Source organism: Ruegeria sp. HKCCA4008, from assembly GCF_013033125.1.
Lineage (GTDB): Bacteria > Pseudomonadota > Alphaproteobacteria > Rhodobacterales > Rhodobacteraceae > Ruegeria.
This window is the reverse complement of record NZ_WQDM01000006.1, coordinates 98,921-123,447: the sequence shown is the minus strand read 5'-3', so window position 1 is coordinate 123,447 and position 24,527 is coordinate 98,921. Positions and strand designations below refer to the sequence as shown.

Here is a 24,527-nt window from a genome sequence, read left to right as displayed (position 1 = left end):
GGTGTCGGCTGTGGTTCAAACCGCAGCGGCCCCGATCCTTGATACTTTTTCCACCCAGCGATCTACGCTGCCGGGCTTGGGATAGCTTGCACCGGAAAAATAGGTGAAACGCGTTGGTTTGAAGCCGACGAACCCAAGAATCTGGTCCCGTACCTGACGGATAAGCGCCTGCCGGTATATCAGGCGCATGAACCATCCCGGCGTGTCTGACGTCAGGATGACACGCGCGGTGCGCCCTGTCAGCATCGGGGCCGGAAACCCGATCTTGGTAGTGTTCCGTGTGTCAAAGGTTCGCCCCGGAATGAACATTCGATCGATCAGTCCTTTGAGTTTGGCTGGAAGGCCGCCCCACCACATCGGGGTGGTCAGGACCAGATGGTCGCTCCACTCAAAGTCTTGCAGCACTTGTTCCAGAACCGGCTCAAGTGGTTTGAAGTCGTGATAATTGCCCTGACCGAAATCAAAATCGAATTGCAGATCGCTCAGATGAACCAACCGTACATCGTGCCCGTTTTTGCGGGCAGCGTCCCTGTACGTTTCGGCAAATGTGCGTGACAGGCTGCTTTCTGCGGGGTGTCCGTCAAGGATGAGAATCTTTTTCGGTTGCATCGGGTATCTCCTAAAAAATGACCGCGGTCAGTTTATAGAATCAAAAAGTGACCACGGTCAATAAAAATTTGACCACGGTCAGAAATTATGCGATTGAGCCATATGCAAAAGACAATTCAGAAACGTACGATCAAGACCCGCGCCAACCTTCTTGCGGCCGCTGAAGAGGTCATCCGCAATGGCGGATATGAAGCGTTACGGGTGGAAGAAGTCGTAAAGGCCGCAGGGGTCGCGAAGGGCACTTTTTTCACGCATTTTCACGACAAGGATGCGCTGATGGAAATTCTGATCGCAGACAAGCTGAACGCCTGTCTGGATCTGGCCGAGGCCGGAACGCCACCCAAAACTGTTGCAGAAATCGTCACTGCGCTGGAACCGGTTCACAGTTTCATGACCTCCGAGCGATATGTATTCGATCTGTTGATCAGGTATTCCGGTGCGACGGCTGTCGCCGAAATAGGACCGGTGGCCTATTGTTTTGAGCGATATTTCCGTGTCGTGATGCTGTGGCTCGAACATGCAGAGGTGCGCAAGGACGTGCCACCCGAGTTATTGGCCGAAGGTGTGCAGGCCTTTGCCATTCAGGCCATGTCACTAAGATTCTGCGCGTTGCACTCCTCGACTACATTCACCGACAGGTTGGAGACCTATCTGGATGCCTGGTTGACCCCGACAGGCTGATCGCTGTCGGGATCAAGGTTGTCAGCTGTGGATCGGGCCGTCGCCGCAAGCCAGTGCGGCCTCGCGTACAGCCTCGGAATAGGTCGGATGCGCGTGGCAGGGTTTGCCGTGGTTCGGCGCAGCCGATGAAAGGTCCGGTGGACCTTTCACGCGTCAAACGGGCGGAGCCCGACCTGCCTAGCTGTGGATCGGACCATCGCCGCAAGCCAGTGCGGCCTCGCGCACGGCCTCGGAATAGGTCGGATGCGCGTGGCAGGGTTTGACGTGGTTCGGCGCAGCCGATGAAAGGTCCGGTGGACCTTTCACGCGTCAAACGGGCGGAGCCCGACCTGCCTAGCTGTGGATCGGGCCGTCGCCGCAAGCCAGTGCGGCCTCACGCACGGCCTCGGAATAGGTCGGGTGCGCGTGGCAGGTCAGGGCCAGATCTTCGGCGGATGCGCCGAATTCCATCGCCACGCAGACCTCATGGATCAGATCGCCTGCTGCGGGGCCGATGATGTGGCAGCCCAGGATACGGTCGGTTTCCTTGTCGGCCAGGATCTTGACGAACCCGTCAGAGGCAAAGTTGGCTTTGGCGCGGCCGTTGCCCATGAACATGAACTTGCCGACCTTGTAGGCACGACCTTGTTCTTTGAGCGTCGCCTCGGTTTCACCGACATTGGCGACCTCGGGCCACGTATAGATCACACCCGGAATGACACCATAGTTTACATGGCCATGCTTGCCCGCAACCTGTTCCGCGGCGGCCATGCCTTCATCTTCGGCCTTGTGCGCCAGCATCGGGCCTTCGATCACGTCGCCGATGGCGTAGATGCCCGCTACGTTGGTTTGCCAGTCCGCACCCACCTTGATCTGGCCGCGCGGGGTCATCTCGACGCCCAGAGCGTCCAGCCCCAGACCATCGGAATAAGGTTTGCGCCCGGTGGCCACCAGCACGGTATCGGCGTCGATCACATGCTCGCTGTCGTCCTTGAGCAGCTTGTATGTCACTTTGGCCTTGGTCTTGGTTGCTTCGGTTTTCTGCACCGCTGCACCCATGATGAAATTCAGCCCCTGTTTCTTGAGGATACGCTGGAATGTCTTCTGTACTTCCGGGTCCATGCCCGGCGTGATTTCCTTGAGGAACTCGATCACCGTCACTTCGGCGCCCAGGCGGCTGTACACCGAACCCAGTTCCAGACCAATCACACCCGCGCCGATCACCACCATTTTCTTCGGGATCTTGCCCAGTGACAGCACACCGGTTGAGGTCACAACGACTTTCTCATCCACTTCGACACCGGGCAGCGAGGACGGTTCGGAGCCTGACGCAATGATGATGTTCTTGGTTTCATGGATTTCATCGCCAACCTGAACCTTGCCGGCCGCAGGGATCGAGCCCCAGCCTTTCAGCCAGTCGATCTTGTTCTTCTTGAACAGAAACTCGATGCCCTTGGTGTTGCCCTCGATCACCTCATCTTTATAGGCCTGCATCTGTTTCCAATCGACCGAAGGCGATTTGCCCTTCAGGCCCATCTTGGCAAAGTTGTGTTCGGCTTCATGAAGCTGATGGCTGGCATGCAGCAGAGCCTTTGACGGGATGCAGCCCACGTTCAGGCAAGTGCCACCCAGCGTTTCGCGCCCCTCAACCACAGCGGTTTTCAAGCCCAGTTGAGCGCAGCGGATCGCGCAGACATAGCCGCCGGGTCCGGCGCCGATTACGATGACGTCATAGTTTGCCATTACATTCTCCTAAACCGACCGGACGATCCGGCGCTTTCCCGACCCGATCTGGCGGGTCGGGAATATCTATTGTCAAACAGGTTCCAGCAGCTTGATCGAGATATGCGCAATGCCGCCTCGTTCGTGGTGCATTGCCAATTCCTCGGATCCGAAAAATGCCTTCGCCTTGTCCAGGTTGATCACCTCGAACATCGCGATTGCATGGTCCTTCTGATCGGGATCGCGCCAGACATGCAGGTCGCGGATACCCGCGGCCTTGCGCATCGGCTTGTCCTCGCGGAACACTTTCAGCCAGGCGTCGAAATCGGCCACATCGGCCTGCCAGAGTACATGTGTCGCCATGGTTACAGATCCATCAGCAGGCGGCGCGGATCTTCAAGCGCCTCTTTCACGCGAACCAGGAAGGTTACGGCGCCCTTGCCGTCAACAATGCGGTGGTCATAGGACAGGGCCAGATACATCATCGGGCGGATCTTGATCTCGCCATTGATGACCATCGGCCGTTCCTGGATCTTGTGCATGCCCAGAATGCCCGACTGCGGGGGGTTCAGGATCGGCGAGGACATCAGCGAGCCGTAGACGCCACCGTTCGAGATTGTGAAGGTGCCGCCCTGCATCTCGGCCATCGAAAGCTTGCCATCGCGGGCGCGCTTGCCCTTTTCGGCGATGGCTTTTTCAATGGCTGCAAAGGACATGCTGTCCGCGTCGCGAATGACCGGAACCACCAGACCCTGCGGCGTGCCGGCAGCAACGCCCATGTGAACGAAGTTCTTGTAGACGATGTCGGTGCCATCGATTTCGGCATTGACCTCGGGCACTTCTTTCAGGGCATGGCAGCAGGCCTTGGTGAAGAAGGACATGAAGCCCAGGCGCACACCGTGCTTCTTCTCGAACTGGTCCTTGTACTGATTGCGCAGGGCCATGACCTCGGTCATGTCCACCTCGTTATAGGTGGTCAGGATCGCGGCGGTGTTCTGCGCATCCTTCAGGCGCTTGGCGATGGTCTGACGCAGACGGGTCATCCGTACACGCTCTTCGCGGGCTTCATCTTCGGCAGCAACCGGTGCGCGCGGAACCTGAGCAACGGGCGCCGGCGCAGCCGCCGCAGGTGCGGGGGCCGAAGCAGCCGCAACCGCCTTGGCGACATCTTCCTTCATGATGCGACCATCGCGACCGGTGCCGGTAACCTGATCGGCTGACAACCCGGCTTCGGCCATCGCCTTTTCGGCAGACGGCGCATTTGCAACATCCTTGCCGGTGCTTGCCGCAGCAGGAGCCGACACAGCAGCAGCCGGTGCAGGGGCTGCGCCTGCGGCCGCGCCCGAGATGACGGCCAGCTTTGCGGTTGCATCAACAGTTGCACCTTCCGGCGCGACGATTTCCGCCAGAACACCCGCAGCCGGCGCGGGTACCTCGACCGAGACTTTGTCGGTTTCCAACTCACACAGCATCTCGTCCTGCGCGACGCTGTCGCCGACTTGCTTGAACCAGGTCGAAACAGTTGCCTCTGTCACGGATTCGCCAAGCGTGGGCACCATCACGTCAACCGACCCGCCCGATGCAGAGGGCGCGGCCTCGGGGGGTGCTGCGGCTGTTGCCGGGGCAGGCGCGGCCGCACCTTCACCGGCAGCAATCGTCGCCAGCAGAGCATCGACACCAACCGTGTCGCCTTCGGCGGCCACAATCTCACCCATCACGCCGGCAGAGGGAGAGGGCACTTCGACCGTCACCTTGTCAGTCTCCAGCTCACACAGCATCTCATCCACGGCGACTGCATCACCGGGCTTTTTGAACCATGTTGCAACAGTGGCTTCGGTGACCGATTCGCCAAGCGTGGGAACACGAACTTCAATCGTCATCGCTTATTTTCCTTCGAGGCTCAGCGCTTCGTTAACCAGCGCTTCTTGTTGGGCTTTGTGTTGGCTGGCCAGGCCCGTCGCGGGCGAGGCCGAGGTTGCGCGACCGACATAAGCCGGACGGGTATGTTTCGCGCCGATCCGGGACAGAACCCATTCGATATTGGGTTCAATAAAGGTCCACGCACCTTGGTTTTTGGGCTCTTCCTGACACCAGACCATTTCGGCATTCTTGAACCGTTCAAGCTCGTTGATCAGAGAATGCGCCGGGAAAGGATAGAACTGTTCGATCCGCATCAGATAAATGTCGTCGATGCCGCGAGCATCGCGTTCCTCCAGCAGGTCGAAATAGACTTTACCGGAACACATCACCACGCGTTTGATCTTGTCATCCGCCACCAGCTTGGTGTCGGAATTGCCCTTCTGGGCATCATCCCACAGTACCCGGTGGAAGCTGGATCCGGTGGTGAAATCCTCGGCGGTGCTGACTGCCAGCTTGTGGCGCAGCAGTGATTTCGGCGTCACCAGGATCAGCGGCTTGCGGAATGTCCGGTGCAGTTGGCGGCGCAGGATGTGGAAATAGTTCGCAGGTGTCGTGCAGTTCGCCACGATCCAGTTGTCCTGACCGCACATTTGCAGGAACCGCTCCAGCCTTGCCGACGAATGTTCGGGGCCTTGCCCCTCGAACCCGTGCGGCAGCAGACAGACCAGGCCGGACATCCGCAGCCATTTCGATTCACCCGAACTGATGAATTGGTCGAACATGATCTGCGCGCCGTTGGCGAAGTCCCCGAATTGGGCTTCCCACAGAACCAGCGCATTTGGTTCGGCCAGCGAGTATCCGTATTCGAACCCGAGCACTGCATACTCGGACAGCATCGAGTCGATCACTTCGTAATGCGACTGACCAGCGCGAATGTTGTTCAGCGGGTAATACCGTTCTTCGGTTTCCTGATGAACGAATCCGGAATGGCGTTGGCTGAAGGTGCCGCGCGTGGCGTCCTGACCTGCAAGGCGTACCGGGTAGCCCTCGGTCAGCAGGGATCCGAAGGCCAGCGCCTCACCAGTGGCCCAGTCAAAGCCTTTACCGGATTCAAACATCTGTTTCTTGTGCTCAAGCAGACGACCAACCGTCTTGTGCATGGCAAATCCGCTTGGTGCGCGGGTAAGGGCATCGCCGATTTCGGCCATGGTTTCCGGCGTAATCGCCGTCTCGCCGCGCATGTATTCGTCTTTGTTCTTGTCAAGATGCGACCAGCGCCCATCCAGCCAATCGGCCTTGTTGGGTTTATAGTCCTTACCGGCCTCGAATTCGTCGTTCAGATGGGCCTGGAAGGCCGCTTTCATATCCTCGATCTCACCTTCGGGGATCAGGCCATCCTTGACCAGGCGTTCCGTGTACAGAGAAAGCGTGGTCTTATGCGTCTTGATCTTCTTGTACATGATCGGGTTGGTGAACATGGGCTCGTCGCCCTCGTTGTGACCAAACCGGCGATAGCAGAAGATATCCAGAACCACGTCCTTGTGGAATTTCTGGCGGAACTCGGTGGCCACCTTGGCTGCATGAACAACGGCCTCGGGGTCATCCCCGTTCACGTGGAAGATCGGCGCCTCGACCATCAGCGCGATATCCGTTGGATACGGGCTGGAGCGTGAGAAATGCGGCGCGGTGGTAAAGCCGATCTGGTTGTTCACCACGATATGCATTGTCCCGCCGGTGCGATGCCCGCGCAGACCGCTCAGGCCAAAGCCTTCGGCCACGACGCCCTGTCCGGCAAAGGCCGCATCGCCGTGCAGCAGAATGGCCATGACCTTGGTGCGGTCCGTGTCGCCCAACTGATCCTGCTTGGCGCGGACCTTGCCCAGAACCACAGGGTTCACCGCCTCAAGATGCGACGGGTTCGCAGTCAGCGACAGGTGCACGCTGTTGCCATCAAACTCGCGGTCGCTGGAAGCACCCAGATGGTATTTCACGTCGCCCGAGCCATCCACGTCTTCGGGTTTGAAACTGCCGCCCTGAAATTCGTTGAAAATGGCGCGGTACGGTTTGCCCATCACATTGGCCAGAATGTTCAAACGGCCCCGGTGCGGCATCCCGATCACGATATCGCTGAGCCCGAGCGCGCCACCACGTTTGATGATCTGCTCCATCGCCGGAATGAGCGCCTCACCGCCATCGAGACCAAAGCGCTTGGTGCCCATGTACTTGACGTGCAGGAATTTCTCAAAACCTTCGGCCTCGACCATCTTGTTCAGGATGGCTTTGCGGCCTTCCTTGGTGAACTGGATTTCCTTGCCATAGCCCTCAATCCGCTCTTTCAACCATGCAGCCTCTTCCGGGTTCGAGATATGCATGTATTGCAGCGCAAAAGTACCGCAATAGGTTCGCTTCACGATCTCGACGATCTGCCGCATCGAGGCGACCTGAAGTCCCAGAACGTTGTCGATAAAGATCGGGCGATCCATGTCGGCATCGGTGAAGCCGTAGGTTTTGGGATCCAGTTCCGGATGATTGCTGGCCGCGCGCATGCCAAGGGGGTCAAGGTTGGCGGCCAGATGGCCCCGGATCCGATAGGCCCGGATCAGCATCAGCGCCCGCAGACTGTCCAGCACCGCGCGTTTGATCTGGTCATCGCTGACTTCGACACCTTTGTCGGCAGCCTTTTCCTTGATCTTCTTGCCTGCGGCCTTGGCGTCAATCTCGGCCCACTCGCCGGTCAACGCACCGGTCAGATCATCCGCTGGCATGGGCGGCCAGTCGGTTCGCGCCCACGAAGGCCCTTCGGCCTCGCGCTGCACATCAGGCGCGGCGTCACCCATGGCCTTGAAAAACTCGACCCAGGCCGCGTCTACCGCACCGGGGTTCTTGGTGTACTGCGCATAAAGCTGTTCCAGATATTCGGCGTTGTGCCCCTGCATGAAGCTCGAGGCGTGAAAGGCAGTATTGGGCGAGTGTTCGGTCATTGGGCTACCTCATGTGGGTTGGGACCGTATTGATTGGTGCCTGGTTGACTGGGGCGGGTCAGCCACCACAGCACCAGGAGGGGCGACACCACCAGAACGATAAGTGTCGGGATGACGATCAGCAATGTTGCGCGGGTAAACAAAATGTCGAGCGTTCCGCCATGCTGAAAACTCGAGGCGATCCCGATACCAAAGATCAGGACGGCAAAGGCCCCAAGGACCAGCAGGATCGGCAGCAGGGCGTACAGCCCACTGCGCCCGGTATCGTGCATCCGCCGCCACGCAACGGCCAGATGCGGGAAGAAGACGATCAGGCCGACGATGCTCTGCACCGGAGCCGAGGACGTTGCGGTGACAGATTTCACCTCATCGCTTTCGGTGATCGCGACCTGAGTGAAGAACTGCCAGTCGATGATGCCGGCGATGATGTTCCAGATCACGATGAACAGGAAAAAGAACCAGTACTCGGGCCGCGAGGCACGACCCGAAAAGGTGAAAAACTTGGAGAAACAGGTGCGGATCGCGTCAGAGAAGGTCATGGTGTCACTCCTCCCTCGGGCGCTCCGAAGCGATTGCTTTGCGGATCTGATGCTACAAGAATCATGCCAAGAACGTTGGATGCAACCAGTGCGCTTGTGATAAATCCAATAAGGAGCGCTGCGGCGATAAGCACGATGACGAACAACCCGAGAAAGAGGATGCCGAAACCGCTACTGGCTAGCAGGACTAACCCAAGCCAGTATGTCACCTGATAACCTAACCAGAGAATAATTAAAGGCATGAATGGATAGAATGCCTGACGACCCTCCTCACCAGTATCTTGCAACCGGCGGCTCATGGCCGATAGCAGAGGGACACAGGCTACCATAACGACAAACAGTTGCCAGGTGCCCCGAATCTCGGCTTTCTGCCATTTAAGCTGTGTTGCTGTTACGATCGGCAAGACAAGCGCGACCGGTGCAAACCACCAGAATTCTGAGCGTGTGGCTCTGCCGGAACAAACAAAGGTTTTCCGAAATCCGGTCGATATGGCCTGCATTGGTCCCATCAATACCCACACGCCCGGCGACACCGCCGGGCAGCGCCCGACCGCCCCCATGGGCGGGCGCTTTGCACCCACCCGCGGTCGGGCGCTGCCCTCAGCACATATGCGCTATGGGCAATCACAGCTTACCCAATCGCTTCCAGCACAGCCTCACCCAGCTGGGCGGGGCTTTCGGCCACGACGATACCGGCCGAGCGCATGGCTTCGATCTTGTCTTCGGCGCCGCCTTTGCCACCGGCGACAATCGCGCCTGCGTGGCCCATACGGCGGCCCGGAGGGGCTGTGCGGCCTGCGATGAAACCGGCGGTCGGCTTCTTGCGGCCCTTCTTGGCCTCATCCGCCAGGAACTGCGCGGCTTCTTCCTCGGCCGAGCCACCGATCTCACCGATCATGATGATCGACTCGGTCTCGTCATCGGCCAGGAACCATTCCAGCACGTCGATATGCTCGGTGCCTTTGATCGGGTCGCCGCCGATACCCACGCAGGTGGACTGGCCCAGACCCACATCGGTGGTTTGCTTGACGGCCTCATAAGTCAGAGTGCCCGAGCGGGACACAACGCCGACCGAGCCGCGCTTGTGGATATGGCCGGGCATGATGCCGATCTTGCAGGCGTCGGGTGTAATCACACCGGGGCAGTTCGGGCCGATCAGGCGGGATTTGCTGCCTTCCAGCGCGCGCTTCACCTTCATCATGTCCAGCACCGGGATGCCTTCGGTGATGCAGACGATCACTTCCATCTCGGCATCAATCGCTTCGAGGATCGAATCCGCAGCAAACGGCGGCGGCACATAGATCACGCTGGCATTGGCTTCGGTCACGTGCTTGGCCTCGTGGACCGAGTTGAACACGGGCAGGCCCAGATGCTCCATCCCGCCTTTGCCGGGGGTGACGCCGCCGACCATCTTGGTGCCATAGGCAATGGCCTGTTCGCTGTGGAATGTACCCTGCGAGCCGGTAAAGCCCTGACAGATCACTTTGGTGTTTTCGTCGATGAGGACTGCCATTTTGTCCCTTTCTCTAGGCGGTGTTGGATTGATTGGGTTCAGTCGCCGGCAGAACCTGCGGCGCATAGGTAATTTTCTCGAGCGTGGCACGTCCCAGGGCCAGGTTGGCCGTCGTGCGCAGGCCGCTGCTGATTTCAGCGATGCCACGCCTTACTTTTTGCCGGATCAGGGGCCAGCCTGTTGGCCGCGCGCGCGGCGCACCCATATTGTATTCGCCGGGCGCTTCGTTGCCCTGTTCGACCATGGCCGGGATCACCTGATAGATGTTGATCTGGCGCGCCGCCGGCGAGGCGGAAGGGTTGAACAACAAACCATCCAGCGTAATGTCAAAGGGTTTCTGGGCCAGGAAGTGCCGGGCCGCTTCGCGTGTCAGCGCATAAGCTGCACCACCGGGATGGCGCGAGCGCATCAGGCGCAGTTCCCGCCCCAAATGGGACAACCGCTTGCGTCCAAGTGCCACGTAAAGCTTCGTGCTGCGCCAGCGTTCGAACCGGACGATATCGGCATCTGCGGGCCACCATGATGCATCATTCAACCAGTCGGCCAATTCCGGTGTAAGAAACACATCATCCTCAAGGATCAACGCCTGTTCCGCGCCCGAGGCGATCAGCACCTCCCATGCTTTGGCATGGCTGAGGGTGCAGGCCATGTCCTTGGTGTGGAAATAGCCCCACGGCCCCTCGGCCCGACAGTCGCGCAGGAAATCCTCACGGGTGGCGGCGTCGCAATCAACGGCATTAACGCGCGTCGCCGACAGGCCTGCCTTTTGCAGCTCCTGCTCCATCAAACGCGCCCGCCCTGTGGCGCGTTCAAGACCTATGAGGAAGATTGGGATGGTCATCAGATCGATTGCTTCTTTCGGCCTTGCGCGGCAATGCTTTTCAGCTTGGTTTTAGCCGCGATGGGGCGGGCCCGAGGCCAGCCCCATTTGAACAAGATTAACCCTTGACCGCTTTCACGATCTTCTCAGCACCGTCTTTCAGGTTGTCCGCCGCGATCACGTCCAGGCCAGAGGTGTTGATGATCTCTTTGCCTTTCTCGACATTCGTGCCTTCCAGACGCACGACCAGCGGCACTTTCAGGCCGACCTCTTTCACCGCGGCGACAACGCCCTCGGCGATGACGTCACAGCGCATGATGCCGCCGAAGATGTTGACCAGAATGCCTTTGACCTGTGGATCGCTGGTGATGATCTTGAACGCTTCGGTCACCTTCTCTTTGGTGGCGCCGCCACCCACGTCGAGGAAGTTGGCAGGCTCGGCACCATAAAGCTTGATGATATCCATCGTCGCCATCGCCAGACCGGCACCGTTGACCATACAGCCAATCTCACCATCCAGCGCGATGTAGTTCAGGTCGTATTTCGACGCTTCCAGTTCCTTGGGGTCTTCCTCGGTCGTGTCGCGCAGTTCGGCAATATCCGGGTGGCGGTAGACCGCGTTGCCGTCAAAGCCGACCTTGGCGTCCAGCACCTTGAGATCGCCGCTGTCGGAAACGATCAGCGGGTTGATCTCCAGCATCTCCATGTCCTTCTCGACGAAGGCTTGATAGAGCTGACCCATCAGTTTGACGCATTGCTTGACTTGCGGGCCTTCCAGACCCAGCGAGAAGGCGATGCGGCGACCGTGATACGGCATGTAACCGGTGGCCGGATCGACCGAGAAGGACAGGATTTTCTCGGGCGTTGCGGCGGCCACCTCTTCGATGTCCATGCCGCCCTCGGTCGAACAGACGAAAGAAATGCGGCTGGTTTGACGATCTACCAGCAGGGCCAGGTACAGTTCGCGCTCGATGCCCGAGCCTGCTTCGATATAGATGCGGTTGACCTGCTTGCCTGCCGGACCGGTCTGATGCGTGACCAGAGTACGGCCCAGCATCTTTTTGGCTTCTTCGGCGGCTTCTTCAACCGATTTGGTCAGACGAACACCGCCTTTTTCACCGGCGTCGGCCTCTTTGAACGAACCCTTGCCGCGACCACCTGCGTGGATCTGTGCTTTGACAACCCAAAGCGGGCCGTCCAGCTCACCTGCTGCGGTTTTGGCTTCTTCGGCGCGCAACACGGCGCGACCATCGGACACCGGTGCGCCATAGCTGCGAAGGAGGGCTTTGGCCTGATATTCGTGAATGTTCATCGAAACTGTCCCGTCTGACTGCGTTTAATCGTTATAGGGGTGTCTAGCGGGCAAGTTTAAAGGGTTTTTTGATGCTCGATGGGTTTTTAGCGAAGATTTTCAACATTTGTGATCACGGGATTTTAGGGTGTGATCACAAAATTTCTGATGTGGCAAAACGATTCGAAAAAACTGCGCAGCGTCAGAAAATCACATTCGAAAAAAGGGATTTGCGGCGTTTGCGCCAACATTTGCGACCGGGACATGCGCGGACCAAAAGAAAACCGGCCCTGAAACGGGCCGGTCTGTTATTCGAAGTTCAGGGTTGTTTTATGCCAGCGAGCTGTCGATGCCCTTGCACGCGTCGATCAAACCCTTCACGGCGTTCACCGAGTTGTCGAACCCTGCCTGCTCGTCTTCGTTCAGCTTGATGTCAACGATACGCTCGACGCCGCCAGCGCCGATGACGGTCGGAACACCGACATAGAGCCCGTCTACACCCAGTTCGCCGTTGCAGTATGCCGCGCAGGGCAGAACGCGTTTCTGGTCTTTCAGATAGGCTTCGGCCATTTCGATCGCCGATGTTGCAGGCGCGTAATAGGCCGAACCGGTTTTCAGCAGGCCAACGATTTCGGCGCCGCCGTCACGGGTGCGCTGCACGATGGCGTCCAGTTTCTCTTGCGTGGTCCAGCCCATCTCGACCAGATCAGGCAGCGGAATACCGGCAACGGTCGAGTAACGGACCGACGGCACCATGGTGTCGCCGTGGCCGCCCAGAACGAAGGCGGTGACGTCGCGCATCGAGACGTTGAACTCTTCCGACAGGAAGTGTGCAAAGCGCGCCGAGTCAAGCACCCCTGCCATGCCGCAGACCTTGTTGTGCGGCAGGCCCGAGAATTCGCGCAAGGCCCAGACCATCGCGTCCAGCGGGTTGGTGATGCAGATCACGAACGCATCGGGTGCGTGGGCTGCGATGCCTTCACCGACCGACTTCATGACTTTCAGGTTGATGCCCAGCAGATCATCGCGGCTCATGCCCGGTTTGCGGGCCACGCCTGCGGTCACGATGCAAACATCCGCGCCAGCGATATCGGCATAGTCGCTGGTGCCTTTCATCGAGGCGTCGAACCCTTCCGAAGGGCCGGATTCAGCGATGTCGAGCGCCTTGCCCTGAGGCAGCCCGTCTGCGATGTCAAACAGGACAACGTCACCCAGTTCTTTGACAGCTGCGAGATGTGCGAGCGTGCCACCGATGTTCCCCGCGCCGATCAGCGCAATCTTGGGTCTGGCCATTTGGAATTTCTCCATATCCGGTCGGTATTGAAATCGCGGTCGTGCTAGTCGTTAAAACGTCAATAGGCAAGAGTTCTGCGACGTGGCATACAACCGCATACTGTTTGCAGGCCCTGCTTTGATTGCGCTAAACGGCCTTTGAGACAAGCCAAAACCGGGACTGTCACATGTTCGAATTGAACTTGATGTTTTTTGCCGTGGCGATCCCTGCCGTGATCTTTGCCGGTATTTCAAAGGGCGGTTTCGGTTCCGGCGTGGCCTTTGCCTCGTCGTCGATTCTGGCCTTGATCCTGACGCCCGGGCAGGCTTTGGCCCTGATGCTGCCGATCTTGATGGTGATCGACGTGGCCACTTTGGGTCCCTATTGGAGGCGGTGGAGCTGGCCGGATTCCCGTCTGCTGATCCTTGGCGCCGTGCCCGGTGTGGCGATGGGTGCGTGGCTTTATCGTGCAACAGATGATGATCTGTTGCGTCTGCTGATTGGTGGCATCTCGGTCGGGTTCGTAATCTGGCACATCGCGCAGTCGAAAGGGTGGGTGCGCGGGTTTGCCAGGCGACTGCCGCCGTCTTCCGGTTTGTTTGCCGGGCTGGTCGCGGGTTTCACAAGTTTCGTCAGCCATGCCGGTGGCCCCCCGGCAGCGGTCTATCTATTGTCGCAACGCCTGACGAAAACGGAATTTCAAGCCAGTACGGTACTGGTTTTCTGGGTGATCAATATCGCGAAATTCATACCTTATGCGTATCTGGGTATGTTCACATGGCAGACGTTATGGGCGGATTTGCTGCTGACACCCTTTGCGATCCTGGGGGCATGGCTGGGCGTCCGGGCACATTTCATGTTGTCCGAACGCCTGTTCTTCGGGCTTGCCTATGTGCTGCTGACGCTCACCGGCAGCAAGCTGATCTGGGACGCGCTTACTTGATCAGGCATTGGGTGGCAGCGCCTCGGCCACCTCTTCAAAAGCCTGACCCGAAGCCACAAGGCAGGTGATCCCGTTGGGCAACGTCACCGTGATCGTCCAGCTGCCGGTTTCGTCCGAGGCAAAAAGCTCCATGACGGCGCCTTTCCGGGCCAGTCCCAACCCCCTGCGCGTTTCACCATAGGCCTCGTGCAACCGTTCCAGTACAGCTTCTCTGGGCGCACAGTTTTGACCCTGAGCATGCACATGTTGCGCGGCCAGGACCATGATCCCAAGCCCCATCGTCATCTTGAACACCGTCTTTCGCATCCCGTACCCCTTTTTGATTCCAACTGCCGATCAGGGTGGGTGGCAAGGGACGAAATCCGGTTAAGGGAACGCACGTTGCGTCGGGTTTGCTGCGGTGCGGCGATTTTGTGCTTGAACTTTCCTGCAAAAAATGTCCCATTCCGCGCAACTTTATTTCAATGGGAGTGGTCCATGGATCCTCGTCTGCGCCCCTATCGTTCGGTTCTCTACATTCCTGGCTCGAGGGACCGGGCCCTGGACAAGGCCCGTTCTTTGCCTGTGGATGCGATCATCTTCGATCTGGAAGATGCAGTTGCAGCGGACGAAAAAGAAAACGCTCGCGAAACGCTGAAAGGGGCCTTGGCCGCTGGGGGCTATGGTGCGCGGGTCAAGATCGTCCGGATCAATGGGCTGGACACCGAATGGGGGCGTGCCGATGCCGAGGCGGTGCGCGACATGGATGCCGATATTGTCCTGTTGCCCAAGGTGAATTCGGCGGCTGACGTGGATGCTCTGGCGGCGATCACCGGAGAATTGCCGATCTGGGCCATGATGGAAACGCCGCGCGGAATGCTGAACGCTGCCGAGATCGGCGCGCATCCGCTGATGGCCGGGTTCGTGATGGGCACAAACGATCTGGCCAAAGAGCTTCAAACCCGCTTTCGTCCCGATCGCCTGCCGATGATGACTTCGCTGGGTCTGTGCCTTTTGGCCGCCAAGGCCGAAGGGCTGATCATCATCGATGGCGTGTACAACGCATTCAAGGATGCCGAGGGTCTGGCAGCCGAGTGTGCGCAGGGCCGCGACATGGGCTTTGATGGCAAAACTCTGATCCATCCGGCCCAGGTCGATGTGGCCAACACGGCCTTCGCACCATCGGATGACGAGATCGATCTGGCCCGCCGCCAAATTTCGGCATTCGAAGAGACCGAAGCGCAAGGGCAGGGTGTTGCCGTCGTGGATGGCAAGATCGTTGAAAACCTGCACGTTGCAACGGCCCGTGAAATTCTGGCAAAAGCAGAGGCGATTTCAGCTTTGCAAGCGGGGTAAGCCAGCATGGGCTTTGTTCTTCTGATCTTGGGCGTGGCGCTGTGGTGGGCCGCGCATCTGTTCAAACGCGTGGCGCCTGAACGCCGCGCCGCGATGGGCGACGGGGGCAAGGGGGCAGTTGCCCTGGCGCTGGTCGCGTCGATCCTGTTGATGGTGTTCGGCTATCGCATGACCGACTTCATCTATGTCTGGGCGCCGCCGACCTTTCTGATTCACGTCAATAATCTGTTGGTTCTGATCGCGATCTTCATGATGAGCCCCGCGGGCACCAAAGGCCGGGTGCTGAACAAGCTTCGCCATCCGATGCTGGGTGGATTCAAGCTGTGGGCCTTTGCGCATTTGCTGGTGAACGGAGATCTGGCCTCGATCATCCTGTTCGGCGGTCTTCTGGCATGGGCCGTGGTCGAAGTTGTTGTGATCAACAAGGCCGAACCCGACTGGACGCCCGGTGAACCGGGAACCTATGGCAAGGATGCGATGTTCTTTGTGGCGTCGATCGTGCTGCTGGGGATTATCGGATATATCCACGGTCTGGTCGGTCCGTCTCCGTTTGGCTCATGAGGACCTGATCCCATGGCGAAACTCTATCGTTTGTTGACCGAAGAAGACACGTCAGCCTTCTGCCACAAGGTGTCAGATGCGCTGGCAAAGGGATGGGAGCTGTACGGCGACCCGTCCTATGCCTTCGACTCAGCCAACAATGTAATGCGGTGTGCGCAGGCTGTGACCAAAGAGGTCGAAGCCGACTATTCCCCCGACATGAAACTGGGACAGCAGTAATGGTAAAAACAAATCCGGGCCGATTTTTCGAGGATTATTCCGTAGGGCAGGTGTTGCAACACGCCGTGCCGCGCACAGTGACCGAGGGCGAACGCGGTTTGTATCACGCGCTTTATCCCGCGCGTCACGCGCTGTATTCCTCGGACGAATTTGCCCGGGATTGCGGTTTGCCGGAAAGTCCGCTTGATGATCTGGCGGCGTTTCATCTGGTGTTCGGCAAAACGGTTCCGGATGTCTCGTTGAACGCGGTTGCCAATCTTGGCTATGGCGAAGGCCGTTGGCTGAAACCCGTCTACGCCGGTGATACCCTGCGATCTGTATCCGAGGTTATTGGCGTCAAACAGAATTCCAACGGGAAAACAGGTGTCGTCTGGGTCCGCACCCGTGGATTGAACCAATTGGGCGAAGTCGTCATCGAATATGTCCGTTGGGTGATGGTGCGCAAGGCAGACGTGAATGCGCCAGCGCCCGAAACGGTTGTTCCAGAATTGAAGAAGGCCTTGACGCCCCAGGATCTGATCGTGCCCGAAGGTCTGGATTTCTCGAATTACGATTTCGCTTTGGCCGGTGAAGCGCATCGTTGGGGCGATTATGAAATCGGAGAGAAAATCGACCACGTGGACGGCGTCACCGTGGAAGAGGCCGAACACATGCTGGCCACGCGATTGTGGCAGAACACCGCCAAGGTGCATTTCGACCTGACGTTCCGCCCGGAAGGCAGGTTGATCTATGGCGGGCACGTGATCTCGATGGCGCGGACATTGTCGTTCAATGGGCTTGCGAACGCGCAGATGATTGTCGGCCTGAATGGCGGCGCGCATGCCAACCCGTGTTTCGCGGGCGACACGATCAAGGCCTGGTCCGAAGTTCTGGATAAGGCAGAAACCGGTGTTCCCGGCGTGGGTGCGATCCGCCTGCGTCTGGTGGCGACAAAGGGTGGTGATCCGTTCGAGTTGAAGAATGACGAGGGCCGGTATTTGCCGGATGTGCTTCTGGACCTCGACTATTGGGCGCTCATGCCGCAATAGGCCTGCTGACGGTAATGTGAGCCATTCGCGTGCAAGCCGTGCTAGGCTTGCACCATGCATATTCTGCGCGCGATATTGACCAGCGTTTGTCTGGCGCCGGCGGCTCGGGCCTGCGATCTGGCGCTGGCCCTGGCGGTTGATGTGTCCGGCTCGGTCGACGCCAGCGAGTTTCGTATCCAGATGGACGGGCTGGCCGCTGGTCTGCGCGACCCGATCGTGTCCGAGGCATTGGTTCGTGGTCAGGCGCAGTTGATGTTGGTGCAATGGACCGGGTCATCGCGCCAGCAGATCACGATCCCCTGGACCCGTGTCGACAGTTTCGCGGCGCTGGATCGTTTTGCAGATCAGGTTGCCGCAGATCCACGCATCTGGCGGAACTTCTCGACCGCGATTGGCGAGGCGCTGCACACGACGCTGGACGCATTTGAGCCCGTTTCCGACTGCAAACGGCGACTGATCGATCTGTCGGGGGACGGCGTTTCCAATGAAGGCGTCGAACCGACGCAAGTTCACGCGGCTTTGCGCAACCGCGGCATCGTCGTCAATGCGTTGGCCATCGAAGAAAGTGAACCGGACCTGACGGCCTATTTCTTCGAGAATGTCATCGTGGGCGAAGGCGCTTTTGTCGTTTCGGCCTCGGGTTTCGCGGACTACCCCGAACGAATTCGCAAGAAACTGCTGCGCGAAGTGACGCAGCAAACGGCGGGCCTGAAATGACAGTCAGGAGATTCGTGATCACATGCCTTTGGTCTTGAAATCGCTAACATTGATGAAGAGGAATGTTAAATGTGATCACGACAATATTTTGTGTGATCACATACCGGAATAATCCGTCAAATTGCGCTGAATTTAGTGGTTTTTGCACCCGCAGCACGTGACAGTGTCGCAAAAAACAGTAAAACGTTCGGTAGCCAACCGAAAAGGAGCCGCCATGGCCGATGTAAATCGGGGCAACCGCCCACTTTCGCCGCACCTGTCGATCTATCGTCCACAGCTGACGTCGGTCACATCCATCCTGACACGCATCACCGGAAACGCGCTACTGCTGGCGGCGCTGCTGATCGTCTGGTGGTTTCTGGCCGCAGCAACGTCGCCCGAGGCCTTCGCCGTTGCGAACGGAGCGATTACTTCGGTACTTGGCGATCTGGTGATGGCTCTGTCCGTTTGGGGTCTTTGGTATCACACGCTGGCCGGTGTACGGCACCTGATCTGGGACAATGCGATTGGGCTGGACCTTCCCACAGCGACAAAGCTGGGTTGGGCCGTTGTCATCGGATCGGTCGTGCTGACCCTTCTGACCCTTGTCATCGTCGCGTGATTGGAGGCCTGACATGCGTTATCTGACCGACCGCAAACGCGCCGCTGGCCTTGGCTCGGCGAAATCCGGCACAGCCCATTTCTGGGCGATGAAAGTCAGCTCGGTGGCTCTGCTGATCCTTGTGCCTTTGTTTGTTTTCACCTTCGGCCCGGTTCTGGGTCAGCCGTTTGACGTGGTACTTGAATACTACTCGCGGCCCTTCCCGGCCATCGTGGCAGCACTGACGCTGGCGGTTGGCTTCAAACACTTCGCAGACGGTGCGCAGGTGATGCTTGAGGACTATGTTCACGGCACGCTTGAGAAGGTCCTGATCATTCTGGTGACCTGCCTGTCCTACGGTGCGGCCGCGGCCGGCATCTTCGCCATCGCGCGCATTGCCCTTTAATTCCCGGAGCTGAAAGAAATGGCTGCATACGAATACGAAACGCATGAATATGACGTGGTCGTTGTCGGCGCCGGTGGGGCCGGTCTGCGGGCGACATTGGGTATGGCGGAACAAGGCCTGCGCACGGCCTGTGTGACCAAGGTTTTCCCAACCCGTTCTCATACCGTGGCCGCGCAGGGTGGCATTGCCGCGTCGCTGTCGAATATGGGCCCCGACCATTGGCAATGGCACATGTACGACACCGTCAAGGGCTCGGACTGGTTGGGCGATACCGACGCGATGGAGTACCTTGCCCGCGAGGCGCCAAAGGCAGTCTACGAGCTGGAGCACTATGGCGTTCCGTTCAGCCGGACGGAAGAGGGCAAGATCTATCAGCGCCCCTTCGGTGGACACACCACTGAATTCGGAGAAGGTCCTGCGGTACAGCGCACCTGTGCAGCCGCCGACCGGACCGGCCACGCGATCCTGCATACTCTGTACGGGCAGTCGCTGAAGAACAACGCCGAGTTCTATGTCGAATATTTCGCCATCGATCTGATCATGTCCGAAGACGGCCAGTGTCAGGGTGTCGTCTGCTGGAAGCTGGACGATGGCACCATGCATGTCTTCAACGCCAAGATGGTGGTGCTGGCTACGGGTGGCTACGGCCGTGCCTATTTCAGCGCCACCTCGGCCCATACCTGCACCGGTGATGGCGGCGGCATGGTGGCCCGTGCTGGGCTGGCTTTGCAGGATATGGAATTCGTTCAGTTCCACCCCACGGGCATCTACGGTTCGGGCTGCCTGATCACCGAAGGCGCGCGTGGCGAGGGCGGGTACCTGACAAACTCGGAAGGTGAACGGTTCATGGAGCGCTATGCGCCCCAGTACAAGGACCTCGCACCACGCGATTACGTTTCGCGCTCGATGACCATGGAAATCCGCGAGGGACGTGGCGTTGGGGCCGAAGGGGATCACATTCACCTGAACCTCAGCCACTTGCCTGCCGAGGCTCTGGCGGAGCGCCTGCCCGGTATCTCGGAAAGCGCCAAGATTTTTGCGGGTGTGGATGTCACCAAGGAACCGATCCCGGTTCTGCCCACCGTGCATTACAACATGGGCGGTATCCCCACGAACTATTGGGGTGAGGTTCTGAACCCGACTGCCGAGGATCCGACGGCTGTCGTTCCCGGTTTGATGGCCGTTGGCGAAGCCGGTTGTGCCTCGGTCCACGGTGCGAACCGACTGGGGTCGAACTCGCTGATTGACCTTGTGGTCTTTGGCCGGGCGGCAGCGATCCGGGCTGGCAAGGTTGTCGACGCCGAATCCCCCAACCCGGTTCTGAACCAGGCGTCGGTCGACAAGGCGTTTGACCGTTTTGATGCGGTGCGCAACGCCAGCGGTTCAATCCCAACCGCCGATCTTCGGCTTGAGATGCAAAAGACCATGCAGGCGGATGCGGCCGTGTTCCGGACCGCCAAGACCATGGCCGAAGGCGTCGAGAAGATGACGGCGATTGCCGCAAAGATGGACGACCTGAAGGTCACGGACCGTTCGTTGGTCTGGAACAGCGATCTGATGGAAACCCTCGAACTGACCAACCTGATGCCAAACGCGCTTGCCACCATCGTCGGCGCCGAGGCCCGCAAGGAATCCCGAGGGGCCCACGCGCATGAGGACTTCAGCGAGCGAGATGACGAAAACTGGCGTGTTCACACGGTCGGCCGGGTCGAGGGCAACAAGGTTGAGCTCAGCTATCGTCCGGTCATCGTTGATCCGCTGACGACCGAGGACCAAGGCGGTATCAGCTTGCAGAAAATCGCGCCCAAAGCGCGGACGTTCTAAGGGCTGGTCAGGAACAGGGGCGAGATGGCAGAGTTTTCTTCGACCGATTATTGGCAACGCCGATATGAGCGCGGCAAGACCTCGGGAGCGGGGTCTTACGGGCGTCTTGCTGTCTACAAAGCGAATTTCATCAACACGATGGTCGAGATGGAAGGCGTGGACTCGGTTGTGGAATTGGGCTCGGGCGACGGAAATCAGGCGCAATTGTTTGATATCCCGAAATATACCGGTCTGGATGTCTCGGACCTCTGCGTTCGGCGCTGCAACGAAGTTTTTCGATCCCGCCCCAATTGGGTGTTCAAAAACGCCGATTCCGAGGTTGAGCCGCATGACGTTTCTCTTTCGCTGGATGTCATTTATCATCTGACCGAAGACAGCGTTTTCGAGAACTACATGCGGCGGTTGTTCGGGCTGGCAAAGCGTTTTGTCGTTATCTATTCGTCTGATTTTGACCAGAACCCTTCCAACCAGCATGTGCGCCATCGCCCGTATTCCCTGTGGGTTGAAGAATTCATGCCCGGCTGGCAGCTCTATTGTGAAGAAGAGAACCCGTTTGCCGTCAAAGGGCATGCGCATGCCTCAAAGAACAGCTTTGCCGCGTTCAAAGTGTTCGAGCGGAGTTGAACGTGTGACTGGCGCAAGCACCATATCGACCCGGAAAGCCAAACAAGCCGCTTTTGATCCAGTCACATTCCGGAAGGGCGTTCAAAAAAGCGCAAGTCATGGTGAAATCCCAGGCGCATCGCGGCATATGCCTTGCTGGTGCTTGCAATGACGGTCGAGAAACTCCAATCCGGGCAAAGCGATCCCAAGATCATCCTGATCGGCTTGAACCGCTGCGCGACGACCTCGTTTCACAAGCTGTTTCAGAACAACGGGATTCCTTCGGTGCATTGGGAAGATGAACAGGGTCTAAACCTTGCACACCGCATGGTAACCAATATTGCCATGGGGCGCAGACCACTGGATGGGTTCGGTGCCGTCCGGGCCTTCACCGATATCGCCTTTGTCAATTCGCGCTTCATGCTGGACGGCGCGCGGTTCTTTCGAGAGCTGCACGCGGCTTACCCCGACGCCTATTTCTTGCTGAACACGCGCAATCGCGATGACTGGATCGCATCACGTGCCAACCATTCCGGCGGTAGGTACCTAGAGCGATGCTGCAAGGCCAATGGACAGACGGCCGACGAGGTAAAACGGGGCTGGGCGCATATGTATGACGTGCACCATTCCGAGGTCGAAGCTTTCTTTGAAGACAACCCGCGCTTTCTGCGCTTTGATATCGACCGGGACGATCCGCAAAGCCTTGCGGATTGGCTTTCGCCGGATTTCGACGTGAACATCGCCCATTGGGGGCGTTATAACCGAGGGGCGTCTGAATGCGCCCGGACAGGCTGAAAGGCGGCCTTGTGCTGAATGGAGAATTGACATGGTTCAACTGACCCTGCCCAAGAATTCCCGGATTACCACCGGCAAGACCTGGCCAAAGCCGGACGGCGCCACGAACGTGCGCAAGTTCCAGATCTATCGTTGGAACCCCGATGACGGGCAGAACCCGCGTGTCGACACCTATTTCGTTGATATGGATACGTGCGGTCCGATGGTGCTGGACGCGCTGATCAAGATCAAAAACGAGATCGATCCGACGTTGACATTCCGACGGTCCTGTCGCGAAGGCATCTGCGGATCTTGCGCGATGAACATCGACGGGATCAACACGTTGGCCTGTATCTATGGCATGGATGAGATCAAGGGCGATGTGAAAATCTATCCGCTGCCGCATATGCCGGTGGTCAAGGACCTGATCCCTGATCTGACTCATTTCTATGCCCAGCATGCGTCCATCATGCCGTGGCTGGAAACCAAGACCAATCGCCCTGCGAAAGAATGGAAACAGTCCATCGAAGATCGCAAGAAGCTGGACGGTCTCTATGAATGCGTAATGTGCGCCAGCTGCTCGACCTCATGCCCCAGCTACTGGTGGAATGGCGACCGCTATCTTGGCCCCGCGGCTTTGCTGCATGCCTATCGCTGGATCATCGACAGCCGGGATGAAGCCACCGGTGAACGTCTGGATGAGCTGGAAGATCCGTTCAAGCTCTACCGCTGTCACACCATCATGAACTGTGCCAAGACCTGCCCGAAAGGTCTGAACCCGGCCAAGGCGATTGCCGAGATCAAGAAGATGATGGTCGAGCGCGCGGTCTAAACACAGGCCCGATTTGCGATTTTCGCATGTCCATCTTGCAAAAATAGGCGATGCAGCCCCGGCTGCATTGCCTTATTTTTTAGGCAGGGAGGAGTGATGAGCTTTAGTCAGGATCACTCCAATGAGCAAAGACACATCCGAACGGAAAACCGACGCCCAAGACGCGCTGGAACTGCTTGAACAGGCATGGGCCTATTACACGCCCGAACCTGCGAAGGCTGACAAGGAACCAGAGCTTTTCGAATACGCAAACGCAGCCTGATACAGGCGGCAAGGCTTGCAAACTGACGGTTTATCGGCAAAGCAGAGGGATGCCTGTTCTTCTGCTTCTTCTGGCGGCCGGCGTGTTTGCCTATTTCCTCTGGCGCTCGCGCCATTCCGGGCTGACACGTGATTGCAGGTGGCGGCGGGACAAGAGCCACGGCATCTGGCGGTGCAGCTTCTGCGGTGCCGAAATAACTGCACTGGACCAACCATTGCAGTGTATGAAGGCGCGTGACCCCTGAAAGATAGGGCTTTCCGAGGGCTGAATAATACGCCACTCTGCCCGGCATGACCGTTTCAGAAAACACTCTACAACCGCCCGAAGATGCCGAGGCCCGTCGCGCGATTGCCCCTGTCATCTGTTACCCGAACGAGGCATTGCCGCGACCGGATGTACCTTGGATGAGGTCCCTTCGCGCACGCGCAAGCAAAACGGGCGAAGTGCTGGTGCCGCCACGCGATGCGCGTTGTTTTGAAGTGCCTGCCGGCCATTTCTTTCGCATCACCTCCGTCGAGGGGCCGCAGGTTGGCGATCTGAACCTCTGGAACCGAAACGACCTGTCAGAACGCTTCTATTCCGGAAAAACACGGGCGCTGCATGGCACGCATCTAACCACCGGAGAGCGGATGTGGTCCAGTTTCCCGCATCTGCGCCCGATGGCCACGATTATTGCGGATACGCTGGAGTGGTACGGGATCGATCCCTATGGGGGGTCGGTTCATGACGTCATCGGCACGCGATGCGATCCGTATACGGGCAACCTTTTGTCCGGCACGCAATACCATCATTGTTGCCATTCCAACCTGACCCGCGCGCTTGCGGATCACCTCAATATTCCGCTGGCCGAAGCCGAACCAGCGGTACACGACGTGCTGAACGTTTTCATGTGTACCGGTTTCACCCGCGACACGGGTCAATACTTCATGAAAGCCTCACCCGTACGTCCCGGAGATTTTCTGGAGTTCTTTGCCGAGATTGATCTGCTGGGCAATCTCAGCGCCTGCCCGGGCGGGGATTGTTCGTCCGAGCATTCCTCGGACACAGCTGCGTGTTACCCCTTGCTGGTCGAGGTGTTCGCGCCTGCCAGTGGTGATTTGGAGGGGTGGGACAGCCACGCGAGCAATGGTTATGATCGCTCGCACGGGCGTTAGGATCGGCAGGCACCAATATTC

Annotated in this window: 30 protein-coding genes; 16 read left to right on the top strand and 14 right to left on the bottom strand. The window is 58.5% G+C overall.

Features of this window, described 5'->3' with window-relative positions; all coding sequences use genetic code 11:
* Positions 1-15: 15 nt before the first annotated feature.
* Positions 16-609 (bottom strand): NAD(P)H-dependent oxidoreductase, encoded by a 594-nt coding sequence (locus tag GOW60_RS14280; RefSeq protein WP_171171173.1) that lies wholly within the window; start codon positions 607-609, stop codon positions 16-18.
* 102 nt (positions 610-711) lie between these two features.
* Here GOW60_RS14280 and GOW60_RS14275 point away from each other — a divergent pair, with 102 nt between their 5' ends.
* Positions 712-1,290 carry a TetR/AcrR family transcriptional regulator gene (locus GOW60_RS14275; RefSeq protein ID WP_171229791.1) on the top strand — a complete coding sequence of 193 codons (579 nt, stop codon included), beginning with the start codon at positions 712-714 and terminating at the stop codon, positions 1,288-1,290.
* Between the two features lie 21 nt (positions 1,291-1,311).
* Here the strand turns inward: GOW60_RS14275 and GOW60_RS21340 are convergent, their stop codons facing one another.
* The 12 genes from GOW60_RS21340 to mdh all read right to left on the bottom strand — a co-directional run bounded on the left by GOW60_RS21340 (position 1,312) and on the right by mdh (position 13,288).
* Positions 1,312-1,440: a hypothetical protein gene (locus GOW60_RS21340; protein WP_256369187.1), complete on the bottom strand. Its 129-nt coding sequence runs from the start codon at positions 1,438-1,440 to the stop codon at positions 1,312-1,314.
* Positions 1,441-1,467: 27 nt separating this feature from the next.
* Positions 1,468-1,596: a hypothetical protein gene (locus GOW60_RS21335; RefSeq protein ID WP_256369186.1), complete on the bottom strand. Its 129-nt coding sequence runs from the start codon at positions 1,594-1,596 to the stop codon at positions 1,468-1,470.
* Between the two features lie 27 nt (positions 1,597-1,623).
* Positions 1,624-3,012 carry a dihydrolipoyl dehydrogenase gene (lpdA, locus tag GOW60_RS14270; protein ID WP_171229790.1) on the bottom strand — a complete coding sequence of 463 codons (1,389 nt, stop codon included), beginning with the start codon at positions 3,010-3,012 and terminating at the stop codon, positions 1,624-1,626.
* A gap of 72 nt (positions 3,013-3,084) precedes the next feature.
* Positions 3,085-3,354, bottom strand: a complete 270-nt coding sequence (locus GOW60_RS14265; RefSeq protein ID WP_152456823.1) for a hypothetical protein — start codon at positions 3,352-3,354, stop codon at positions 3,085-3,087.
* Positions 3,355-3,356: 2 nt separating this feature from the next.
* Positions 3,357-4,871: a 2-oxoglutarate dehydrogenase complex dihydrolipoyllysine-residue succinyltransferase gene (odhB, locus tag GOW60_RS14260; RefSeq protein ID WP_171229789.1), complete on the bottom strand. Its 1,515-nt coding sequence runs from the start codon at positions 4,869-4,871 to the stop codon at positions 3,357-3,359.
* Between the two features lie 3 nt (positions 4,872-4,874).
* The gene (locus GOW60_RS14255; RefSeq protein WP_171229788.1) at positions 4,875-7,832 is read right to left on the bottom strand and encodes a 2-oxoglutarate dehydrogenase E1 component; all 2,958 of its coding nucleotides are present in this window, start codon (positions 7,830-7,832) and stop codon (positions 4,875-4,877) included.
* Positions 7,829-8,371, bottom strand: coding sequence for a DUF805 domain-containing protein (locus tag GOW60_RS14250; RefSeq protein WP_171229787.1), 543 nt, complete (start codon positions 8,369-8,371; stop codon positions 7,829-7,831). The genes GOW60_RS14255 and GOW60_RS14250 overlap by 4 nt, the downstream gene beginning before the upstream one ends.
* Positions 8,368-8,931, bottom strand: a complete 564-nt coding sequence (locus GOW60_RS14245) for a DUF805 domain-containing protein (RefSeq protein ID WP_171229786.1) — start codon at positions 8,929-8,931, stop codon at positions 8,368-8,370. The genes GOW60_RS14250 and GOW60_RS14245 overlap by 4 nt, the downstream gene beginning before the upstream one ends.
* A 71-nt stretch (positions 8,932-9,002) precedes the next feature.
* Positions 9,003-9,884, bottom strand: coding sequence for a succinate--CoA ligase subunit alpha (sucD, locus tag GOW60_RS14240; RefSeq protein ID WP_152456828.1), 882 nt, complete (start codon positions 9,882-9,884; stop codon positions 9,003-9,005).
* A gap of 13 nt (positions 9,885-9,897) precedes the next feature.
* On the bottom strand, positions 9,898-10,725 hold the full coding sequence (locus tag GOW60_RS14235) for a glycosyltransferase family 25 protein (protein WP_171229785.1): 828 nt from the start codon (positions 10,723-10,725) through the stop codon (positions 9,898-9,900).
* 97 nt (positions 10,726-10,822) lie between these two features.
* Positions 10,823-12,016 (bottom strand): ADP-forming succinate--CoA ligase subunit beta, encoded by a 1,194-nt coding sequence (gene sucC, locus GOW60_RS14230; protein WP_152456830.1) that lies wholly within the window; start codon positions 12,014-12,016, stop codon positions 10,823-10,825.
* A 309-nt stretch (positions 12,017-12,325) separates the two neighbouring features.
* On the bottom strand, positions 12,326-13,288 hold the full coding sequence (gene mdh / locus GOW60_RS14225) for a malate dehydrogenase (RefSeq protein ID WP_117870353.1): 963 nt from the start codon (positions 13,286-13,288) through the stop codon (positions 12,326-12,328).
* Between the two features lie 167 nt (positions 13,289-13,455).
* Between mdh and GOW60_RS14220 the strand changes: the two genes are divergently transcribed.
* Positions 13,456-14,211 carry a sulfite exporter TauE/SafE family protein gene (locus GOW60_RS14220; protein WP_171229784.1) on the top strand — a complete coding sequence of 252 codons (756 nt, stop codon included), beginning with the start codon at positions 13,456-13,458 and terminating at the stop codon, positions 14,209-14,211.
* Here the strand turns inward: GOW60_RS14220 and GOW60_RS14215 are convergent, their stop codons facing one another.
* On the bottom strand, positions 14,212-14,517 hold the full coding sequence (locus tag GOW60_RS14215; protein WP_171229783.1) for a hypothetical protein: 306 nt from the start codon (positions 14,515-14,517) through the stop codon (positions 14,212-14,214). It lies immediately after the preceding gene.
* A 171-nt stretch (positions 14,518-14,688) separates the two neighbouring features.
* On the opposite strand from GOW60_RS14215, the gene GOW60_RS14210 reads away from it, so the two are divergent.
* From GOW60_RS14210 to GOW60_RS14145, 14 genes are all read left to right on the top strand, one after another.
* Positions 14,689-15,546, top strand: a complete 858-nt coding sequence (locus GOW60_RS14210) for a CoA ester lyase (RefSeq protein WP_171229782.1) — start codon at positions 14,689-14,691, stop codon at positions 15,544-15,546.
* Between the two features lie 6 nt (positions 15,547-15,552).
* Entirely contained in the window at positions 15,553-16,107 is a 555-nt protein-coding gene (locus GOW60_RS14205) for an NnrU family protein (RefSeq protein ID WP_171229781.1), read from the top strand.
* A gap of 12 nt (positions 16,108-16,119) precedes the next feature.
* A complete protein-coding gene (locus tag GOW60_RS14200) occupies positions 16,120-16,326 on the top strand; it encodes a DUF1737 domain-containing protein (protein ID WP_152456835.1) in 207 nt (68 codons plus the stop codon).
* The gene (locus GOW60_RS14195) at positions 16,326-17,354 is read left to right on the top strand and encodes a MaoC family dehydratase (protein WP_171229780.1); all 1,029 of its coding nucleotides are present in this window, start codon (positions 16,326-16,328) and stop codon (positions 17,352-17,354) included. Before GOW60_RS14200 ends, GOW60_RS14195 begins: the two co-directional genes overlap by 1 nt.
* Before the next feature lie 54 nt (positions 17,355-17,408).
* Positions 17,409-18,071 (top strand): DUF1194 domain-containing protein, encoded by a 663-nt coding sequence (locus tag GOW60_RS14190; protein WP_171229779.1) that lies wholly within the window; start codon positions 17,409-17,411, stop codon positions 18,069-18,071.
* A gap of 214 nt (positions 18,072-18,285) precedes the next feature.
* Positions 18,286-18,672 carry a succinate dehydrogenase, cytochrome b556 subunit gene (gene sdhC / locus GOW60_RS14185; protein ID WP_171229778.1) on the top strand — a complete coding sequence of 129 codons (387 nt, stop codon included), beginning with the start codon at positions 18,286-18,288 and terminating at the stop codon, positions 18,670-18,672.
* Between the two features lie 13 nt (positions 18,673-18,685).
* On the top strand, positions 18,686-19,057 hold the full coding sequence (sdhD, locus tag GOW60_RS14180) for a succinate dehydrogenase, hydrophobic membrane anchor protein (RefSeq protein WP_117870336.1): 372 nt from the start codon (positions 18,686-18,688) through the stop codon (positions 19,055-19,057).
* Positions 19,058-19,075: 18 nt separating this feature from the next.
* Positions 19,076-20,881 (top strand): succinate dehydrogenase flavoprotein subunit, encoded by a 1,806-nt coding sequence (sdhA, locus tag GOW60_RS14175; RefSeq protein ID WP_171229777.1) that lies wholly within the window; start codon positions 19,076-19,078, stop codon positions 20,879-20,881.
* Between the two features lie 24 nt (positions 20,882-20,905).
* The gene (locus GOW60_RS14170) at positions 20,906-21,505 is read left to right on the top strand and encodes a class I SAM-dependent methyltransferase (RefSeq protein ID WP_171119694.1); all 600 of its coding nucleotides are present in this window, start codon (positions 20,906-20,908) and stop codon (positions 21,503-21,505) included.
* Between the two features lie 147 nt (positions 21,506-21,652).
* A complete protein-coding gene (locus tag GOW60_RS14165; protein WP_171229776.1) occupies positions 21,653-22,279 on the top strand; it encodes a sulfotransferase in 627 nt (208 codons plus the stop codon).
* Between the two features lie 31 nt (positions 22,280-22,310).
* Entirely contained in the window at positions 22,311-23,090 is a 780-nt protein-coding gene (locus GOW60_RS14160; protein WP_152456842.1) for a succinate dehydrogenase iron-sulfur subunit, read from the top strand.
* Positions 23,091-23,211: 121 nt separating this feature from the next.
* Entirely contained in the window at positions 23,212-23,352 is a 141-nt protein-coding gene (locus GOW60_RS14155; protein ID WP_171229775.1) for a hypothetical protein, read from the top strand.
* Between the two features lie 49 nt (positions 23,353-23,401).
* The gene (locus tag GOW60_RS14150; protein WP_171229774.1) at positions 23,402-23,596 is read left to right on the top strand and encodes a hypothetical protein; all 195 of its coding nucleotides are present in this window, start codon (positions 23,402-23,404) and stop codon (positions 23,594-23,596) included.
* Between the two features lie 46 nt (positions 23,597-23,642).
* Positions 23,643-24,506, top strand: a complete 864-nt coding sequence (locus GOW60_RS14145) for a DUF1989 domain-containing protein (RefSeq protein WP_171229773.1) — start codon at positions 23,643-23,645, stop codon at positions 24,504-24,506.
* Positions 24,507-24,527: the final 21 nt, after the last annotated feature.

Coding starts and splice junctions, on each gene's coding strand:
- sdhA (WP_171229777.1), top strand. CDS start 19,076: ATGGCTGCATACGAATACGAAACGCATGAATATGACGTGGTCGTTGTC.
- GOW60_RS14245 (WP_171229786.1), bottom strand. CDS start 8,931: ATGGGGGCGGTCGGGCGCTGCCCGGCGGTGTCGCCGGGCGTGTGGGTA.
- GOW60_RS14200 (WP_152456835.1), top strand. CDS start 16,120: ATGGCGAAACTCTATCGTTTGTTGACCGAAGAAGACACGTCAGCCTTC.
- GOW60_RS14145 (WP_171229773.1), top strand. CDS start 23,643: ATGACCGTTTCAGAAAACACTCTACAACCGCCCGAAGATGCCGAGGCC.
- GOW60_RS14165 (WP_171229776.1), top strand. CDS start 21,653: ATGACGGTCGAGAAACTCCAATCCGGGCAAAGCGATCCCAAGATCATC.
- GOW60_RS14235 (WP_171229785.1), bottom strand. CDS start 10,725: ATGACCATCCCAATCTTCCTCATAGGTCTTGAACGCGCCACAGGGCGG.
- GOW60_RS14255 (WP_171229788.1), bottom strand. CDS start 7,832: ATGACCGAACACTCGCCCAATACTGCCTTTCACGCCTCGAGCTTCATG.
- GOW60_RS14160 (WP_152456842.1), top strand. CDS start 22,311: ATGGTTCAACTGACCCTGCCCAAGAATTCCCGGATTACCACCGGCAAG.
- GOW60_RS14250 (WP_171229787.1), bottom strand. CDS start 8,371: ATGACCTTCTCTGACGCGATCCGCACCTGTTTCTCCAAGTTTTTCACC.
- GOW60_RS14205 (WP_171229781.1), top strand. CDS start 15,553: ATGGGCTTTGTTCTTCTGATCTTGGGCGTGGCGCTGTGGTGGGCCGCG.
- GOW60_RS14210 (WP_171229782.1), top strand. CDS start 14,689: ATGGATCCTCGTCTGCGCCCCTATCGTTCGGTTCTCTACATTCCTGGC.
- sucC (WP_152456830.1), bottom strand. CDS start 12,016: ATGAACATTCACGAATATCAGGCCAAAGCCCTCCTTCGCAGCTATGGC.
- GOW60_RS14155 (WP_171229775.1), top strand. CDS start 23,212: ATGAGCAAAGACACATCCGAACGGAAAACCGACGCCCAAGACGCGCTG.
- GOW60_RS14190 (WP_171229779.1), top strand. CDS start 17,409: ATGCATATTCTGCGCGCGATATTGACCAGCGTTTGTCTGGCGCCGGCG.
- GOW60_RS14280 (WP_171171173.1), bottom strand. CDS start 609: ATGCAACCGAAAAAGATTCTCATCCTTGACGGACACCCCGCAGAAAGC.
- GOW60_RS14150 (WP_171229774.1), top strand. CDS start 23,402: ATGCCTGTTCTTCTGCTTCTTCTGGCGGCCGGCGTGTTTGCCTATTTC.
- mdh (WP_117870353.1), bottom strand. CDS start 13,288: ATGGCCAGACCCAAGATTGCGCTGATCGGCGCGGGGAACATCGGTGGC.
- sucD (WP_152456828.1), bottom strand. CDS start 9,884: ATGGCAGTCCTCATCGACGAAAACACCAAAGTGATCTGTCAGGGCTTT.
- GOW60_RS14275 (WP_171229791.1), top strand. CDS start 712: ATGCAAAAGACAATTCAGAAACGTACGATCAAGACCCGCGCCAACCTT.
- sdhC (WP_171229778.1), top strand. CDS start 18,286: ATGGCCGATGTAAATCGGGGCAACCGCCCACTTTCGCCGCACCTGTCG.
- GOW60_RS14265 (WP_152456823.1), bottom strand. CDS start 3,354: ATGGCGACACATGTACTCTGGCAGGCCGATGTGGCCGATTTCGACGCC.
- GOW60_RS14195 (WP_171229780.1), top strand. CDS start 16,326: ATGGTAAAAACAAATCCGGGCCGATTTTTCGAGGATTATTCCGTAGGG.
- GOW60_RS14220 (WP_171229784.1), top strand. CDS start 13,456: ATGTTCGAATTGAACTTGATGTTTTTTGCCGTGGCGATCCCTGCCGTG.
- GOW60_RS14170 (WP_171119694.1), top strand. CDS start 20,906: ATGGCAGAGTTTTCTTCGACCGATTATTGGCAACGCCGATATGAGCGC.
- lpdA (WP_171229790.1), bottom strand. CDS start 3,012: ATGGCAAACTATGACGTCATCGTAATCGGCGCCGGACCCGGCGGCTAT.
- odhB (WP_171229789.1), bottom strand. CDS start 4,871: ATGACGATTGAAGTTCGTGTTCCCACGCTTGGCGAATCGGTCACCGAA.
- GOW60_RS14215 (WP_171229783.1), bottom strand. CDS start 14,517: ATGCGAAAGACGGTGTTCAAGATGACGATGGGGCTTGGGATCATGGTC.
- sdhD (WP_117870336.1), top strand. CDS start 18,686: ATGCGTTATCTGACCGACCGCAAACGCGCCGCTGGCCTTGGCTCGGCG.